This is a genomic window from Agrobacterium sp. MCAB5 (assembly GCF_052114365.1).
Lineage (GTDB): Bacteria > Pseudomonadota > Alphaproteobacteria > Rhizobiales > Rhizobiaceae > Agrobacterium > Agrobacterium tumefaciens.
The window spans coordinates 144,925-161,212 of the sequence record NZ_JBFREP010000015.1 but is presented as its reverse complement, the minus strand read 5'-3'; the positions used below and the strand labels follow the sequence as shown (position 1 = coordinate 161,212).

The following is a 16,288-nucleotide window of genomic DNA, read 5'->3' as shown; positions in this document are numbered from 1 at the left end:
CCTTCCTCCACCTCGACGTCCCCGGCATCGGCCCCATCACCGCCAGAACCGACGGTGAATTCGAATGCAAACACGGCGATACCGTCTTCATCACACCAGATGATGCCAAAATCCACAGGTTCGATGACAAGGGCATCGCGATATGACGCGAAGACCGGAAGGCAAATCCGCGCTGCGTGCCGGGTAYCTGTCATCCGGTCCTGGCACAAACAACGTTTCCCCTTCGAGGATCGTGACATGACATGCAAACTCTCCCTCGCCACGCTTGATGAAGCCAAAAAAACCGCGGCGATTCCGTCCTATTCCCGGGCCGATCTTTCCGCCGGAATCGTGCATTTCGGCGTCGGCAATTTCCACCGCGCCCATCAGGCGGTCTATCTGGACGACCTGTTCAACACCGGCGCGGACCACGACTTCGCCATCATTGGTGCGGGTGTACTGCCATCGGACGCGGTAATGCGCGAAAAACTTGCCGCACAGGATTTCCTGACCACGGTGGTAGAGCAGGACAATAATCGCACCGGTGCGCGCGTCACCGGGCCAATGATCGACATTCTGAAGGTTGGCGATACCCAAGGCATTATCGACACGCTCGCAGATCCGAAAATCCGAATTGTTTCGATGACGATTACCGAAGGCGGTTATTTCATCGATGCTTCCGGCTCCTTCAATCCGCAGCATCCCGCGATTGCCGAGGATGGCAGGAACCCGTCTTCCCCGAAAACCGTGTTCGGCCTTATCGTTGCCGGGCTGAAGGCGCGGCGCGACAAGGGGCTTTCACCCTTCACCGTCATGTCCTGCGACAACATTCCCCATAATGGCAAGGTCACCAAAAACGCGGTGGTCGGTCTCGCCGCCTTGTTCGATCCGGCCTTCGCCAACTGGATCGGCGACAACGTCGCTTTCCCCAATTCGATGGTCGACCGCATCACCCCCGCCACGGGAGAGCGCGAACGCAATATCGCCCGTGACGATTTCGGCATCGAGGACAATTGGCCGGTCTTCTGCGAAGAGTTCAAGCAATGGGTGATGGAGGATAATTTCCCGGCGGGCCGCCCGGCGCTCGAAACGGCGGGCGTTCAGTTCGTCAAGGATGTTGCGCCTTACGAGCACATGAAGATCCGCATCCTCAATGGCGGCCATGCGGCGATCGCCTATCCGGCAGCGCTGCTCGACATCCATTTCGTGCATGAGGCGATGGAGCATCCGCTGATCCGGGCGTTTCTGGCAAAGCTCGAAAAGGAAGAGATCATCCCGGTCATTCCGCCCGTACCCGATACCGATCTTGGCGAATATTTCGGCCTGATCGAACGGCGTTTCCTCAACCCGAAAATCGGCGATACCATTCCGCGCCTCGCGCAGGATGGCTCCAACCGCCAGCCGAAATTCATCCTGCCCTCCACCGCCGACCGTCTGGCGCGCGGTGAAGATATTGTCGGTCTGTCGCTGGTTTCAGCACTGTGGTGCCGTTATTTCTACGGCACCTCCGACAGCGGCAGGCAAATCACCTTCAACGACGCCAGCGCCGAGAGGCTACAGGCGGCAGCCACAAAGGCCAAGGACGACCCGATGGCCTTCCTTTCACTTGACGATATCTTCGGGGAGGTTGCCGAATCGGAGCTTTTCCGTAAACGCTTCTCTCATGCATTGACGACACTGTGGCACGAAGGCACGGCGAAGACCTTGCAGCTTTATCTGGATGACAAGCTGGCTGAAAAGTGACGTGAGATGCGAGACGGAACCGGACCTCTTCTGATTTTCGACTGCGACGGCGTTCTGGTCGACAGCGAGCCGGTCTCCATCTCGGTTCTTCTCGACATGCTCTCCCATCTTGGCGTGGAGATGGGGGAGGAAGAGGCCTACAACCGCTTTCTCGGTCGCAGCGTTGCCAGCATGACGACGACTTTGTTTGAGGAATACGGTATCGAGACCGACATCGATTTTCTCGAGCATATGCGCGCGACGCTGTTTGAGCGTTTCCGCACCGAGTTGCGTCCCATCGMCGGCATTGCCGAAACGCTGGACAGGCTGGTGGCCTTCAAACGCTGCGTTGCCTCCTCAAGTCAACCGGAACGCATCCGTTACTCGCTGGGGCTGACCGGTCTCATCGATAAATTTGAGCCGCATGTTTTCAGCGCCACCATGGTGAAGAACGGCAAGCCGGCACCCGACCTTTTCCTGCATGCGGCGAGGCTGATGGGCACTGATGCGCGTCAGTGCATCGTGATCGAGGACAGCCCGGCGGGCATTGCGGCGGCGAAGGCAGCCGGCATGGCGGTTTTTGCCTTCACCGGCGGCTCGCATGCGCGGTTTCCGGCATTTCGCGAAAAGATCGCGGAGCTCGGGGCCAATGCCACGTTTGACGCCATGGAAGATTTGGTTCAACTTGTCGGCGATTATATGGGGAAGGGCGGTTTTGACAGCCAGGTGGAACGTGACGCAGGCTGAAGGAAACCATGCCTGCCACCGCCCGGAGGTCGTTACGCGAGGGATGGAACTGAAGTCTTGATGCGTCAAAATCTCGTCGCTGTCGATGTCGGAACGGCGAGCGCCCGCGCCGGGATTTTCGACCCGACCGGCAGGCTTCTCGCCCGCTCAACCCATCCCATCCTGATGCAAAGGCCGCAGGAAAACCATGCCGAACACGATTCCACCGATATATGGAACGCCGTCTGCCTTGCGGTGAGAGCAGCGCTTGCCGACGCGGGTGTGTCACCCGACAGCATAGCCGCCATTGGTTTTGATGCTACCTGCTCGCTCGTTATCCGTGATGAGCGTGGGGAACCGGTTTCTGTCTCCGTCACGGGCAAAGACCGGTTCGACACCATAGTCTGGCTGGACCATCGGGCAATCGGCGAGGCCGACCGGCTGACGGCATCCGGCCACCGCGTGCTGGATTTCGCCGGTAAAAGCGTGTCACCGGAAATGCAGATGCCGAAGCTGATGTGGCTGAAGGCGAATTTGCCGGCAAGCTGGGCGCGCATGTCTTTCGCCTTCGATCTGGCGGATTTTCTGACATGGAAGGCAACCGGTTCCACCAAGCGTTCAAATTGCACGCAGACGGCGAAGTGGAATTTTCTGGCGCAGGAAAATCCCGGCTGGCAGGCGGATTATCTCAATCTTGCCGGGCTTGGCGATCTGAAACAGCGGGCAGGCCTGCCTGAAACGACCGTGATGCCGGGCACAGCCATCGGCCCGCTTTCGCCCGAGGCTGCCGCCGAACTCGGCCTYGACACCGGCTGTCAGGTGGCGGCGGGCATGATCGATGCTTACGCCGGCACGCTGGGTGCGCTTGGCGGATGCCTTTCTGATGATGTGGGTAAACATGTGGCGCTGATCGCCGGCACCTCCAGCTGCCTTGTCGCCATGTCCGAGCGGCAGATGCCAGGCCACAGCCTGTGGGGTCCCTATTGGCAGGCGGTGCTGCCCGGCCACTGGCTGGTGGAGGGCGGGCAATCTGCCACCGGCGCGCTGCTTGATCATATCGTGCGCATGCACGCGGCGGGCGGAGAGCCGGATACGGCGCTGCACGCCCGCATCGTTGCGCGGGTTACCGAATTGCGCGCGCTCGAGGGCGCGGCCTTTGCCGAACGGCTGCATGTACTGCCGGATTTCCACGGCAACCGCTCACCGCTCGCCGATCCGCATGCGGTGGGCGTCATCAGCGGGCTGACGCTCGATACATCCTTCGACAGTCTCTGCCGGCTCTACTGGCGCACTGCCGTGGCGATTGCGCTTGGCGCGCGCCATGTGCTCGATGCGATGGAGCGTTTCGGTTATGCCGTCGAAAGCCTGCACGTTACCGGCGGCCATGTGAAGAACCCGCTGTTGATGGAGCTTTACGCTGATGTGACCGGCAAGCGCATCGTCGTGCCTGCCACAGCCGACGCCGTTCTTCTCGGCACGGCAATGACGGCGGCAGCCGCCGGCGGTGTGCATGCGGGCCTTGCAGCGGCGGGTGCCGCCATGTATCCGGGCAATACGGAAATCCCAGGCAATCCGGCGCTCACACCGCTTTACGAGCGGGATTATCGCCGTTTTCTCGCCATGCACCGCCATCGCCAGGAGCTGGAAAGCCTCTGATCTTTGCCTACAACGGCAGGTAAGGTCGTGGCGGACGGGCGCGATCCGTTTCCTCCCGCCGAGGGTCAGATGCCAAGCGAGCGTTTCAGGCCGGTYAGGTTTTTCATGCGTGCCGTGCGCTGCTCGTCGGCTCCGGCAATCAGGCTGCAGAGGGTGAATTCCATCAGCGCAACGAGCTGCAGCAGGCCTTGTCCGCCGGTCTGGGTGTGCGGCATGGCAAGACAGATATCGGCGCTTTCCGGTCCCCATTCATAGAACCGGGTGGTGATCAACAGGGTTCTGTAGCCGCTCTTTCGCGCCGTCGCAGAAAGGCTCTGCAAGGGCGTGATGCTGCCGCCGCAATCCATGAGGATGAGAAGCGCTTCTGCGGGATCGAAGTCCCAAAGGGCGATATAGGCGGCGCTGTCGCTGCCGAGGAAGTGCACGCGTCTGCGATACTCCAGCAACCGCCCGTGAAAGTGCCTTCCGGTGCCAAGGCCCTCCGGTGACGTTGCCAGAAACACATCTGCCGCCGAAGCGATCTCGCTCATGGCGACGCGCCATATCGGCTGGTCCGTCATTTCGAAAGCAGCCTGAATGGCCTGGATCTGTTGGGAAAGGAGTTGCGAAAACGGATTGGACTTCTGATCGCCGCTTTCAACAATAGCGGGCTGGTCCACGCCCGCGGTCTCTTCGGCGTGGCGCAGATCGATGCGAATATCGCTGAATTGCCTGTATCCGAGCGAGCGCAGAAAACGGCCAACCGTCATCGGACTGAGACTGAGCTTGGCAGCCAGTGTCTGCGCCGTCTCAAACGGCAATTCGTCCAGATGCTCGATCAGATATTTGGCGATCTTGCGCTCTGAAGGCGTACCGGCCTTCATGGCACGGGTCAGATTCAACAGTAGCTGTTCCACCAACGCCTCATTCTTTTATATTTATGAACGATGATGCATCCGCGCGCCCGGGCGAGCGTGCGAACCGCGACTTGTCGGTGGGGGCGAGCTTTTCCGGCCTTGTCCTCCACCGGACCGGAATGCGAATTCTAATAGATAGATTATTATATTTTAGAGACGTCTTTTATTCAAGGGAAATTCCATCAGCGGTTTAATTCCYAACAGCGACGTCTTCATTCCTGTCTTGCGGAGCGGATGGGCGGCGCCTATCTCTCCTGAACGCCRGTTTAAAACGCGAGAGGCGTCACAGGAGTTCCGAATGATTTTTAATGCGGCGAGGCTTGCCTTCAGCAATCTTTTTGCCACCGAGACCCGGTCGGTGTTCTGGAAGGTTTTGGGGCTGACGCTTCTGGTGCTGGCAGCGCTGTGGTTCGCCATCCGCTCTGTCTTCATCTATTTCGCCTTGCCGTGGGTGGATACGCTGATCCCCAGCGTGCCTGACTGGGCGGGATGGCTGACTTTCGTTTTCGCCATYTTCGCCGGRATCGGGCTGGCYTTGGCGTTGGCCTTGCTGATCTCGCCGGTCACTGCCGTTATTGCCGGATTGTTTCTCGACGATGTCGCCGAAGTCGTGGAGAAAAAGACCTATCCCGATGATCCGCCGGGCAAGGCGATGCCCATCGGTGAGGCCGTGGTGTCATCGATCAAGTTCTTTGGCGTCGTCATTGCCGGCAACCTGATTGCGCTTTTGTTGCTGCTGGTGCCGGGCGTCAACCTCATCGCCTTTTTTCTGGTGAACGGTTATCTGCTGGGCCGGGAGTTCTTCGAATTTGCGGCCATGCGTTTCCGCTCGCCCGCTGACGCGCGGCTGTTCCGGCTGAAACACCGCACAACCGTGTTCATGGCCGGGCTGGTGATTGCAGCGTTCCTTGCAATCCCCTTCCTCAACCTTCTGACGCCGCTTTTTGCGGCTTCGATGATGGTGCATCTGCACAAGGCCGTCAGCCGGCGCGATCCGTCATTCGCCGCTGGCCGCACCGAACAATTGCGCGGGTAGTTCCACCAGCGGAGCTGGAATATCGAAGGTCTTTTCCGGTGACTTGCAAATATCGGCAATCACGCAGCGCTCGCATTCCGGTTTGCGCGCCTTGCAGCAATAACGCCCGTGCAGGATCAGCCAGTGATGGGCATGGAACAGATATTCTTCGGGAATGATGCGGACGAGCCGGTCTTCCACTTCATCCGGGGTTTTCCCCGGCGCAAGACAGAGCCGGTTGGCAATACGAAAAACATGGGTGTCCACGGCGAGTGTGGGCACACCGAAGGCCATCGACATCACCACATTGGCCGTCTTGCGGCCSACGCCGGGCAGGGTCACCAGCTCCTCGCGCGTCCTCGGCACCTCRCCGCCGAAATTGTCGATCAGCATCTGTGACAAAGCGATAACGTTCTTGGCCTTGTTGCGGTAAAGCCCGATGGTCTTGATATGGCCGATCAGCTCCTCCTCGCCAAGTGCCAGCATTTTTTCCGGCGTATCGGCCACCTTGAACAGCGCCCGCGTCGCCCGGTTTACGCCCACATCGGTCGCCTGCGCCGAAAGCGCCACGGCCACCAGCAGGGTAAAGGGGTTGGTATGTTCCAGCTCGCCATTCGGCTCCGGCCGCTGAATGGAGAAACGGCGGAAGATCTCGTTCAACTCGTTCTTCGAATAGATCGTCTTCACACGCGCCGGTCTGCGGGCGGATGTCGCATTTGACTTTTTCAATGTTTGGGTGCTGGATCGTTTTTTGGCGACTGTCATGACCTATCTATAGCCAGCCCGCCCTGAGGAAATCAACGTGGATACGCTCAACGATCAGCCGATTTTTGCGGCGGAACTCGTTCCGCACCGTTCGCTCGGAAGAAGGGGTTTCCGGCTGCTTCTCGCCTTGTCCGGGCTTGCCTGCTTCCTCCATGGCGGCTTTTTCCTCACCACTGGCGCATGGCCCGTCGGCCTGTTCCTCGGGCTGGATTTTCTGCTGCTTTATGTCGCCTTTCGCGCCAATTACCGGGCAGCGAAGGCGCGGGAAGAGGTGAGCGTCTCGCGCACCAGCCTGTCTATCCGCAAATTCTCCCCGACTGGCCGCGTCGTCGAGCATCGTTTCAACCCCTTCTGGGCCCGCTTCAGGGTTCAGCGGCACGAGGAAATCGGCATCGTCTCCATGCATGTAACGGGTGAAGGCAAGGCAACGGATATCGGCTCGTTTCTCAATCCGGATGACCGGGAAAGCTTCGCCAAGGCTTTCGGCGGTGCGTTGGCGACGGTGCGGCGGATGTGAGCGGATAATTCCGCTTAAAACCCGTCAATCGGCTCGAGGCCGGTATCTCGGCAGAAACTGAGTACGGCGCAAGAAACGGGTGGAGACCGACGCGCTTTGATGGTTTTCTGTGAGGCGTTAGGAGACATGCGATGAACGCCAATATCATGCTGAATGAAGACATCACCCCCATCGGTTCGGATTACGATACTGTGCGCGGGGTTATCGAGCTTTTGACGCTGGATTATCGCGACCAGCCCTCCCTTGAAGCCATCGCCGCAAGGCTCGGCCAGTCGCCGACGCAATTGCAGAAGACCTTCACCCGCTGGGCCGGTCTTTCCCCCAAGGCGTTTTTGCAGGCCGTAACGCTCGATCATGCCAAAAGGCTGTTGCGCGAAGAGGATCTGCCGCTGCTGGAAACCTCGATCGAGGTCGGCATGTCTGGGCCCGGCCGCCTGCACGATCTGTTCGTCACCCACGAGGCCATGTCTCCAGGCGAATGGAAGGCCAAGGGCGGTGGGTTGACGATCCGGTACGGTTTCCATGTTTCACCCTTCGGTCTTGCATTGGTCATGGTGACCGATCGCGGTCTTGCCGGCTGCGCTTTCGCCGATCCCGGCGAGGAAAGAGCCTGTTTCGAGGACATGGCAGGTCGCTGGCCGAATGCGGATTATGTCGAGGATCGTGAAGCCACCGCGCCCTATGCCGCACGTATTTTCGAACCGACGCTGTGGTCGGCGGACCGGCCATTGCGGGTCGTGCTGCTCGGCACGGATTTTCAGGTGCGGGTATGGGAAAGCCTTCTGAAAATTCCCATGGGCCGCGCCGTTACCTATTCGCACATCGCCTGCGATATCGGCCAGCCAACTGCCTCYCGTGCGGTCGGTGCAGCCGTTGGCGCGAACCCGGTCTCCTTCGTCGTTCCTTGCCATCGCGCTGTGGGAAAAAGCGGGGCGCTCACGGGTTATCACTGGGGCCTTACCCGCAAACGGGCGATGTTAGGATGGGAAACGGGGAAGGTGTGAGGCAGCTCTCCCTCATCCCTGTGACAAGCGCATGAATGAGGAACTGCCTGGGTCGCCTGTCGAGGCCTAAACCAGTTCCATCAACGCTCTGGCCGCCGCCTCGTCTGTAATCAGCGTATTGCACCCGATGCGCTTGATGGTGGCGCGGATGGCGATGGCGCGGTGGGCCCCGCCGGAGGCGAGCACGATGTGTTTGGCCTTGCGCAGCGTGTCTAGATCGATCGCCATGGCGCGCTCGTTGATCGGGTGATCGACGGAGCGGCCTTCCGCGTCGATGAAGTTGAACATGGTGTCGCAGACGCAGCCGGCATCGATGAGTTCCTGAAGCGTTTCCTTCGAAATGAAACCTTCCGAAAGCGAAGTGGAATGCGGGCCGATATCGCCGCAGGATACGATGGCGAGGTCGAGCGTTTCGGCCAGATCATAAAGCGTGGCAAGTCCGCATTTCTCAATCAGCGCCCGTTTGGTCTCGACGGAGTCCACCAGCAGCGGTGCAAGGAACATGTAACATTCCGCCCCAAGCGCGCTTGCCAGCCGCCAGGTGTAATCAAGCGGGTTTGTCTGGTGCACGGCGACGATACCGCCGAGCAGCGAGACGACCTTGCAGTTTTCCCGGCGCGGCGGGCGAAAGCTGGATAGCGAGGCGGTCATGGTGCGGCCCCAGCCGACGCCGATGGTGGCGTCGTTCGGCACCGCTTCGGAAAGGAATTGCCCGAGCGCCAGGCCAACGGCCTTGGCTGTGCCTTCGGCATTCGCCTTGCCGGGAGATGGGCCGGGGGAGGGAATGATCACCGCCTCATCCAGCCCATAAGCTGCCTCCAGCCTGCCGGCCAGTTCGACGAAATCCTCGATGCCCTCGTTGATCCAGATCTGTACTTCGGAGCGTTTCATCGCCTCGTCCAGAAGGCGTATGACGGTGGAGCGGCTGATGCCGAGCTTCTCGGCGACATCTTTCTGCGTCAAACCCTGATTATAGTAGAGCCATGCGGCACGCAGCCTCAGCGAAGCCGCTTCCGAATAGGCCGTATGGGTTTCTCTTCTCAGTTTCGCCACGGTTTTTGTCACTCTCTTTATGGGGCGGAGTATCGCAGGCATGAAACTTATGTCAATTGCGATGCGCAAATGTCTTGACTTTCGACCTTGCCGCTTGCGATAGTCGGAGCCGGACAAAACCGTGATTTCGGCCTTGGGCGCACCATGGTGCGGGAACGAAAAGACGGCTGTGCAAGTTTACAAGAGATCATGAAGGATCATTCGCCATGACGTCCAAACTCGAACAACTTCGCGCTATTACCACGGTCGTTGCCGATACCGGCGACATCGAGGCGGTTGCGCGCCTGAAGCCGGTGGATTGCACCACCAACCCCACCATCGTTCTGAAGGCGCTCGGCACCCCCGCTTTCGCGGATGCGGTGAAGGAAGCCGTTGCCTGGGGCAAGAAACAGGGCGGCCAGTCTGACGCTGTCGTTGCSGCCGTTGCCGACCGTCTTGCCATTTCCGTCGGTGCGGCCCTTGCAGGTCTGGTTCCCGGCCGCGTATCGACGGAAGTCGATGCCGACCTGTCCTTCGACACACAGGCCTCCATTACCAAGGCACGCCACATCATCGCCTCCTACAAGGAGCGCGGTATCGAGCGTGAACGCATCCTCATCAAGCTGGCTTCCACATGGGAAGGCATCAAGGCTGCGGAAGTCCTGCAGTCCGAGGGCATCGACTGCAACCTGACTCTGCTGTTCTCGCAGGCACAGGCCATCGCCTGCGCGGAAGCSAAAGCTTTCCTCATCTCGCCCTTCGTCGGCCGCATCCTCGACTGGTACAAGAAGTCGACCGGCGAGACCTACACTGCCGASACCGATCCGGGCGTCGTTTCGGTGCGCAGCATCTACAATTATTACAAGGCCAATGGCATCGGCACCGTCGTCATGGGCGCATCGTTCCGTAATGTCGGCGAGATCGAAGCGCTTGCCGGTTGCGACCGCCTGACGATCAGCCCGGCGCTGCTGGAAGAGCTGGACAAGGACACCGGCACGCTTGAGCGCAAGCTTTCGCCCGACAATGTGAAGGCCGAGCCGCTGCAGTCGCTTGATGAAAAGGCGTTCCGCTGGGCAATGAACGAAGACGCGATGGCAACCGAGAAGCTCTCGGAAGGCATCCGCCTGTTCGCCAAGGATCTGGTAACGCTGCGCGAAATGGTCCGCAAGGAACTGACGCTGGCTGCCGCCTGATAACAAAAAGGGGAACCATCCCGGTCCCCTTTGCGTTTAAGATACAGAAATCTCCAGTCACTTTAAACGCGATCGGTCCCTGCCGGTCGCGTTTTTTTGTGCGTCTCAGATGGTTCCCTGACCCGTCGCCACTTCGGAAATGCGCCTTGCCGCATCGCGGATCAGTACCTCGCAGGCCTCGCGCGTCGGGGCCTTGCCGCCAAGCGGGGTGATATAGGGGCAGGTGATGACGGCAAGTGCGGTACCATCAAGTGTCAGCACGGGGGCGGAGATATTGCGCACGCCTGCGGTCTGCATGCTGTCCATAGATTCGAAACCATTCCTGCGAACTTCCGCCAGCCGCTCCTCAAGGTCTGAAGGCTCGGTTTCCCCGCCACCGCGCACCTGCTCGGTGATCATGATCTTGCGCTGTACCTCGTTCTGGAAGGCCAGCAGCACATGACCGGAGCCGGTCTGGAAGAGGCTCATCTGCGCGCCCACCCGCATGGACATCGCCCAATAGGTGGAGGACTCCTGTTGGGCGATGACGACAACACTGCCGCGGTCGTAAACGGCCAGATGACAGGCCTGCTCGGCGCTTGCGGAAAAATCGCGCATCACCGGGGCTGCRAAAGAGACCAGCCGGCGCACCGGCGCGTGRAAATGTGCGAGCCCGAACATTTTCAGCGTCAGCGAAAACCGGTCACCCTCCAGCCGCTGTACGTAACCACGGCGCACCAGGCGGTCCAGCATGCGGTAAAGCTCGTTCGGGGTTTTGCCTATGGCCTTGGCAATCTCGATCTGCGTCAGCCCGCCATCCGTGCGGGCGAGAAGCTCCAGAATGTCCAGACCCTTGTCGAGGGCGGGGGCACGATATCTTTCGCTGTCGTCTTCGGTCATCTTGCCTCGGTGGCGTTTTGCAGGATTGCCTGGCGGGAAATGCACTTTTTAAATACCGTTGCCGCACGCTGCCCTTTTGCGCAAGCCTGCTTGACGTTACATGAATACCGCGTTTACATATGAATTGTCGATCCATATTTGAGATCAATGAAATTCACTGGCGAAATTCAGCGGCTCGGCCCCAGCGGGCGGGTGCGCCGTAGCGGGAGGCTATTCATGGTGCAGGATTTTAACGGGCGGACAGTGGTGATCACCGCAGCCGGCCAGGGTATCGGCCGTGCGACGGCGGAGCGATTCATATCGCTCGGTGCGCGCGTCATCGCCACTGATATCAACGAGCAGGCGCTCTCGACCCTGAAAGGTGCGGAAACGCGGGTTCTGAACGTGCTGGATGGCGACGGTGTGAAGGCTTTTGCTGCCGATATCGGCCATGCGGATGTTCTGTTCAACTGTGCCGGTTTCGTTCATTCCGGCACCATTCTCGATTGCGAGGAAAAGGACTGGGATTTCTCCTTCGACCTCAATGCCAAGGCCATGTACCGCACCTGCCGCGCCTTTCTGCCAGGCATGCTGGAAAAGGGTAAGGGCGCAATCGTCAACATGTCCTCCGTCGCATCCAGCGTGAAGGGCGTGCCGAACCGTTTCGCCTACACCGCCTCCAAGGCGGCGGTTGTCGGTCTGACCAAGGCAATTGCTGCTGATTTCGTCACCAAGGGTATTCGCTGCAACGCCATTTGCCCAGGCACAGTGGATAGCCCGTCCTTGCACGACCGCCTGCGCGCCACTGGCAATTACGAACAGGCCCTGGCCGACTTCATTGCCCGCCAGCCTATGGGCCGCATTGCCACGCCGGAAGAAATCGCCGCACTCGTCACCTATCTCGCTTCTGATGAGGCAGGTTTCACCACTGGCCAGATCCATGTGATCGACGGTGGCTGGACAGGCTGATAATTCTATACGGGAGAGAGGAGAAGGCGACCGGCCCAAAAGCCGGTCGCCTTTTTTATTACGCCACCACGCTTCCAGCGATCAGTGCAAGCACGAGGAAGACCAGGAAGATCACGACGGCGATAAAGAACAGGATACGGGCAATGCCCGACGCCGCTGCCGAAATGCCGGTAAAGCCGAATACGCCCGCGATCAACGAAATAACAAAGAAAATAAGAGCCCATTTCAGCATGGAGCTTCCCCTTTCGCTTAATTTTCATGAGTTTGCCGCTTGAGGGCAAGCTCATGAAAATGACGCGCAAAAGGGGAAAATGTTCCACGCGCCCGCAAAAATCGTTCTTTTACACCACCGTTTCATTGGCGGCGTCGATCCGGCGGGCCTTGAGGCTGGTGCGAATGAATGTCGCGACGAATGCCAGGCTCATGAACAGTACAATGGTCGGGGCTGGCGCGCTGTCGATCAGAAAGCTTAGCCATATTCCTGCAAGCGAAGAGAGAACCGCAACCGAGATGGCGACCAGGAGCATGGCGGAAAAGCGCCGCGCCAGCAGGAAGGCGATGGCGCCGGGGGTGACCAGCATTGCGACGGAGAGGATGATACCCACAGCCTTCAGCGCGCCGACCACGGCAAGCGACAAAACCATCAGCAAACCGTAATGCAGGATGCGAACGGGCAGGCCAATTGCCTTGGCATGCTGCGGATCGAAGGCATTGACCAGCAGGTCTTTGCGCAGCACCCCGAGAAACAGGGTGGCAAAAAGCGCGATCAGCCCGGTCTCCAGCATGTCTGAAGGCGCAATGCCCAGCATGTCGCCGAAGAGGATGTGATCCAGATGCATGTCGCTCTGCACCTTCACGTAAAGCACCAGCCCCAGCCCGAACATGCCGGAAAAGACGATGCCAAGCACCGTGTCTTCCTTGATGCGGCTGTTTTCCTTGATGAACCCGGTTCCGAGAGCGCAGATCATACCGGCGGTGAAGGCGCCGATGGAAAGGGGAATTCCGACAATGTAGGCAATCACCACGCCGGGCAGCACGGCGTGCGAAACCGCGTCCCCCATCAGCGACCAGCCCTTCAGCACCAGAAAACACGAGAGCATGGCCATCGGCACGGCAATCATCAGGGTGATGATGAAGGCATATTGCATGAAGGGCAGCTGAAACGGCAGGATGGCGAGTTCGAGATATTCGCTCATTGCGCTTCTCCCAGTGCCTTGCGGGCTTTGGCGCGCGAAGCGAGCAGCCCGTGTTTGGGTGCAAACACGAAAGCGGAAAGGAAGATCGCTGTTTGCAGCACGACGATAACGCCGCCGGTGGCGCCGTCGAGGAAGTAGCTGAGATAAGCGCCGACGAAGCTGGTGGTCGCGCCGATCACGAGGCTCATCAGGATCAGCCGCTCGAAACGGTCGGTCAGAAGATAGGCGGTCGCGCCTGGTGTCACCACCATGGCAACGACAAGGAAGGCGCCGACGGTTTGAAGGGCTGCAACCGTGGAGGCGGCAAGCAGGGTGAAGAAGATCACTTTCAGCACTTCCGGTTTCAGCCCCACTGTGCGCGCATGGTTCTCATCGAAGAACACCACCATGAAGTCGCGCCATTTCAACGCCAGTACTATGAGGCTGATGCCGCCGATCAGGGCAAGCTGGATCGTGTCTTCGGTGGTAATTGCCAGAATATTGCCAAGCACGATGGTCTGGATATTGATCGAGGTGGGCGACAGCGACACCATGAACAGCCCCAGCCCGAAGAACGAGGTGAAGATCAGGCCGATGATTGCGTCTTCCTTGAGCCGGGTTTTCTGATTGAGGAACAGCATCGAGCCAGCCGCAAGCCCGCCGGAAAGAAAGGCGCCGAGCGAAAAGGGCAGCCCCAGCATATAAGCGCCCGCAACGCCGGGAACGATGGCGTGCGAGAGCGCGTCGCCGATCAGCGACCAGCCCTTTAGCATAAGATAAGCGGACAGAAAGCCGCAGACGCCGCCCACAAGTGCGCTGACCCAGATGGCGTTCAGCATGTAGCCATAGGTGAAAGGCTCAAGAAGGCTGTTTATCATCGGCTTTTTCCTTCGGAGCCTGCGGATTTTGTCCGTTCTGGCCGTTCTTTCCGTAGATCACGAAAGGCCGCTCATCGTCGGTAATCACCTTCACCCGGCGAGGATCGGCATCATCATGCAGTTCGGCCCCGCCGAGAACGAAGTGGCGCAAGCTGCCGCCAAAGGCTTTTTGCAGGTTCTCTTCGTTAAAGGTGTCCGCTGTTTTGCCCGACGCCAGAACGGTACCCTTGACGAAGACGGCGCGATCGCAGAATTCCGGTACGCTACCGAGATTATGGGTGGAAACCAGCATGACGCGGCCCTCCTCACGCAGTGCCTTCAACAGCGCGACGATCTGTTCTTCCGTCGTCACGTCGACGCCGGTGAAGGGTTCATCCAGCAGGATAACCTGACCTTCCTGCGCCAGCGCGCGGGCCAGAAACACCCGCTTCTTCTGTCCGCCGGAAAGCTCGCCGATCTGCCGCTTGCGATAATCAAGCATATTGACGCGCGTCAGCGCTCTCTCGACCATCTCGTGATCGTGTTTCGACGGAATACGGAAGAAGTTCATGTGGCCGTAACGGCCCATCATCACCACATCCTCAACCAGTACGGGAAAACTCCAGTCCACCTCTTCAGCTTGCGGCACATAGGCGACGAGGTTTTTTCTGAGTGCATCCTTCACGGGTAGGTCGAAAATAGAGACAGAACCGGTGGCCAACGGCACAAAACCCATGATTGCCTTGAAAATCGTGGACTTGCCGGCGCCGTTGACGCCGACAAGTGCAGTGATCGTACCGCGTGGAATGGAAAAGCTGGCATTTCTTAATGCGGTGTGGCCGTTGCGATAAGTCACTGTCGCATTTTGAACCGCCAGGCCGCCGCCGCTTTTTTTGCTGCCCATTCTCATGAAGACAGTCCTTTGGCGATGGTGCTGCTCGTCACGCGCAGCAGGTCGAGATAGGTCGGAACAGGGCCGTCGGCCTCGCTCAGCGAATCCACGTAGAGTATGCCGCCATAGGCCGCTCCGGTTTCCTTGGCCACCTGCCGGGCGGGATCGGCGGAAACCGTGCTTTCGCTGAAGATTACCTGAATATTATGTTCGCGCATGGCGTCGATCACGCCGCGCACCTGTTGCGGCGTACCCTGGCTGTCGGCATTGACCGGCCACAGGAACAGTTCCTTCAGCCCGAAATCCCGGGCGAGATAGGAGAACGCCCCTTCGCTCGTTACCAACCAGCGCTTGTTCTCAGGAAGCGCGGAAAGCTCATCGCGGATGGGCTGCACGGTGGCACGGATCTTGTCGGAATAGGCCTTGGCATTGGCGGCGTAAATCTCGGCGTGGGCGGGATCTATTCCAGCGAGTCCCTTGCGGATATTTTCCACATAGATCAAGGCGTTATCGGGTGACATCCAGGCGTGCGGGTTGGGTTTCCCCTGATACGCCCCGCCATTGATCGCCATCGGTTCGATGCCGTCGCTTACAGTCACATCAGGCACGCCTGAAAGATTGGCCAGAAACTTCTCGAACCACAATTCCAGATTGAGGCCGTTGCGCAGCACCAGATCAGCCTTGCGGGCCTTGAGAATGTCGCGAGGCGTCGGCTGGTAGTTGTGAATTTCAGCGCCTGGCTTGGTGATGCTCTCCACCTCTGCCGCATCGCCCGCCACATTGCGCGCCATATCGGCAATGATCGTGAAGGTGGTCACCACCTTCGGTTTTTCCTGCGCGACAGCCGCAGCAGGCAGGAAAAGCGAAAAAGCAAAAAGGGCATGGCGGATTTTATGGAGATTCACGTCTGTCACCGATTTTTGTTGCGATCAACTCGCAACACCATCCGTCATGGAAACACACTTGTCAACGCTATTGCAAATCATTCGCAATTTAGCGGATTTCAAAAATGTCTGAAAATGGTGCGCTTTT

Annotated in this window: 17 protein-coding genes and 1 pseudogene; 9 read left to right on the top strand and 9 right to left on the bottom strand. The window is 59.1% G+C overall.

The window, feature by feature from the left end; genetic code table 11:
* The 4 genes and pseudogenes from AB4Z23_RS25055 to AB4Z23_RS25040 all read left to right on the top strand — a co-directional run.
* A pseudogene (locus AB4Z23_RS25055) lies at window positions 1-146 on the top strand (sugar ABC transporter ATP-binding protein); the annotation flags it as partial.
* A gap of 91 nt (window positions 147-237) precedes the next feature.
* A complete protein-coding gene (locus tag AB4Z23_RS25050) occupies window positions 238-1,722 on the top strand; it encodes a mannitol dehydrogenase family protein (RefSeq protein WP_065688477.1) in 1,485 nt (494 codons plus the stop codon).
* Window positions 1,723-1,728: 6 nt separating this feature from the next.
* Window positions 1,729-2,448, top strand: coding sequence for an HAD family hydrolase (locus AB4Z23_RS25045; RefSeq protein ID WP_441360928.1), 720 nt, complete (start codon window positions 1,729-1,731; stop codon window positions 2,446-2,448).
* A gap of 60 nt (window positions 2,449-2,508) precedes the next feature.
* A complete protein-coding gene (locus AB4Z23_RS25040; RefSeq protein ID WP_013762308.1) occupies window positions 2,509-4,083 on the top strand; it encodes an FGGY-family carbohydrate kinase in 1,575 nt (524 codons plus the stop codon).
* 65 nt (window positions 4,084-4,148) lie between these two features.
* On the opposite strand, the gene AB4Z23_RS25035 is transcribed toward AB4Z23_RS25040, so the two are convergent.
* Complete coding sequence (locus tag AB4Z23_RS25035; protein WP_025595058.1) at window positions 4,149-4,982, bottom strand: MurR/RpiR family transcriptional regulator; 834 nt, start codon at window positions 4,980-4,982, stop codon at window positions 4,149-4,151.
* A 295-nt stretch (window positions 4,983-5,277) separates the two neighbouring features.
* On the opposite strand from AB4Z23_RS25035, the gene AB4Z23_RS25030 reads away from it, so the two are divergent.
* On the top strand, window positions 5,278-6,015 hold the full coding sequence (locus tag AB4Z23_RS25030) for a sulfate transporter family protein (protein ID WP_003516176.1): 738 nt from the start codon (window positions 5,278-5,280) through the stop codon (window positions 6,013-6,015).
* Here AB4Z23_RS25030 and nth read toward each other — a convergent pair.
* Window positions 5,977-6,759 carry an endonuclease III gene (gene nth / locus AB4Z23_RS25025; RefSeq protein WP_441360927.1) on the bottom strand — a complete coding sequence of 261 codons (783 nt, stop codon included), beginning with the start codon at window positions 6,757-6,759 and terminating at the stop codon, window positions 5,977-5,979. The two genes, AB4Z23_RS25030 and nth, sit on opposite strands and share 39 nt — an antisense overlap.
* Window positions 6,760-6,796: 37 nt before the next feature.
* Between nth and AB4Z23_RS25020 the strand changes: the two genes are divergently transcribed.
* Window positions 6,797-7,276, top strand: a complete 480-nt coding sequence (locus AB4Z23_RS25020; RefSeq protein ID WP_013762311.1) for a DUF2244 domain-containing protein — start codon at window positions 6,797-6,799, stop codon at window positions 7,274-7,276.
* A 131-nt stretch (window positions 7,277-7,407) separates the two neighbouring features.
* Window positions 7,408-8,280 carry a methylated-DNA--[protein]-cysteine S-methyltransferase gene (locus tag AB4Z23_RS25015; protein ID WP_003516183.1) on the top strand — a complete coding sequence of 291 codons (873 nt, stop codon included), beginning with the start codon at window positions 7,408-7,410 and terminating at the stop codon, window positions 8,278-8,280.
* Between the two features lie 66 nt (window positions 8,281-8,346).
* On the opposite strand, the gene AB4Z23_RS25010 is transcribed toward AB4Z23_RS25015, so the two are convergent.
* Window positions 8,347-9,333, bottom strand: a complete 987-nt coding sequence (locus AB4Z23_RS25010) for a sugar-binding transcriptional regulator (protein WP_003516185.1) — start codon at window positions 9,331-9,333, stop codon at window positions 8,347-8,349.
* Window positions 9,334-9,539: 206 nt separating this feature from the next.
* On the opposite strand from AB4Z23_RS25010, the gene tal reads away from it, so the two are divergent.
* Window positions 9,540-10,505 carry a transaldolase gene (tal, locus tag AB4Z23_RS25005; protein ID WP_441360926.1) on the top strand — a complete coding sequence of 322 codons (966 nt, stop codon included), beginning with the start codon at window positions 9,540-9,542 and terminating at the stop codon, window positions 10,503-10,505.
* A 105-nt stretch (window positions 10,506-10,610) separates the two neighbouring features.
* On the opposite strand, the gene AB4Z23_RS25000 is transcribed toward tal, so the two are convergent.
* On the bottom strand, window positions 10,611-11,384 hold the full coding sequence (locus AB4Z23_RS25000) for an IclR family transcriptional regulator (protein ID WP_003516189.1): 774 nt from the start codon (window positions 11,382-11,384) through the stop codon (window positions 10,611-10,613).
* A 216-nt stretch (window positions 11,385-11,600) separates the two neighbouring features.
* On the opposite strand from AB4Z23_RS25000, the gene AB4Z23_RS24995 reads away from it, so the two are divergent.
* Window positions 11,601-12,332: an SDR family oxidoreductase gene (locus AB4Z23_RS24995; protein ID WP_013762314.1), complete on the top strand. Its 732-nt coding sequence runs from the start codon at window positions 11,601-11,603 to the stop codon at window positions 12,330-12,332.
* A 58-nt stretch (window positions 12,333-12,390) separates the two neighbouring features.
* Here AB4Z23_RS24995 and AB4Z23_RS24990 read toward each other — a convergent pair whose 3' ends face one another.
* The 5 genes from AB4Z23_RS24990 to AB4Z23_RS24970 all read right to left on the bottom strand — a co-directional run bounded on the left by AB4Z23_RS24990 (window position 12,391) and on the right by AB4Z23_RS24970 (window position 16,161).
* Window positions 12,391-12,564, bottom strand: a complete 174-nt coding sequence (locus AB4Z23_RS24990) for a DUF1328 domain-containing protein (protein WP_003516193.1) — start codon at window positions 12,562-12,564, stop codon at window positions 12,391-12,393.
* Window positions 12,565-12,673: 109 nt separating this feature from the next.
* The gene (locus AB4Z23_RS24985; RefSeq protein ID WP_065688481.1) at window positions 12,674-13,528 is read right to left on the bottom strand and encodes a metal ABC transporter permease; all 855 of its coding nucleotides are present in this window, start codon (window positions 13,526-13,528) and stop codon (window positions 12,674-12,676) included.
* A complete protein-coding gene (locus AB4Z23_RS24980) occupies window positions 13,525-14,385 on the bottom strand; it encodes a metal ABC transporter permease (RefSeq protein WP_003516197.1) in 861 nt (286 codons plus the stop codon). Before AB4Z23_RS24980 ends, AB4Z23_RS24985 begins: the two co-directional genes overlap by 4 nt.
* Complete coding sequence (locus AB4Z23_RS24975) at window positions 14,366-15,274, bottom strand: manganese/iron ABC transporter ATP-binding protein (RefSeq protein ID WP_065688482.1); 909 nt, start codon at window positions 15,272-15,274, stop codon at window positions 14,366-14,368. The genes AB4Z23_RS24980 and AB4Z23_RS24975 overlap by 20 nt, the downstream gene beginning before the upstream one ends.
* A complete protein-coding gene (locus tag AB4Z23_RS24970) occupies window positions 15,271-16,161 on the bottom strand; it encodes a metal ABC transporter substrate-binding protein (RefSeq protein ID WP_013762318.1) in 891 nt (296 codons plus the stop codon). Before AB4Z23_RS24970 ends, AB4Z23_RS24975 begins: the two co-directional genes overlap by 4 nt.
* Between the last annotated feature and the right edge of the window lie 127 nt (window positions 16,162-16,288).

Bases quoted from the DNA above. Each gene is read 5' to 3' on its own strand.
- AB4Z23_RS25050 (WP_065688477.1), top strand. From the start codon at position 238: ATGACATGCAAACTCTCCCTCGCCACGCTTGATGAAGCCAAAAAAACC.
- AB4Z23_RS24990 (WP_003516193.1), bottom strand. From the start codon at position 12,564: ATGCTGAAATGGGCTCTTATTTTCTTTGTTATTTCGTTGATCGCGGGC.
- AB4Z23_RS24980 (WP_003516197.1), bottom strand. From the start codon at position 14,385: ATGATAAACAGCCTTCTTGAGCCTTTCACCTATGGCTACATGCTGAAC.
- AB4Z23_RS24995 (WP_013762314.1), top strand. From the start codon at position 11,601: ATGGTGCAGGATTTTAACGGGCGGACAGTGGTGATCACCGCAGCCGGC.
- AB4Z23_RS24975 (WP_065688482.1), bottom strand. From the start codon at position 15,274: ATGAGAATGGGCAGCAAAAAAAGCGGCGGCGGCCTGGCGGTTCAAAAT.
- AB4Z23_RS24985 (WP_065688481.1), bottom strand. From the start codon at position 13,528: ATGAGCGAATATCTCGAACTCGCCATCCTGCCGTTTCAGCTGCCCTTC.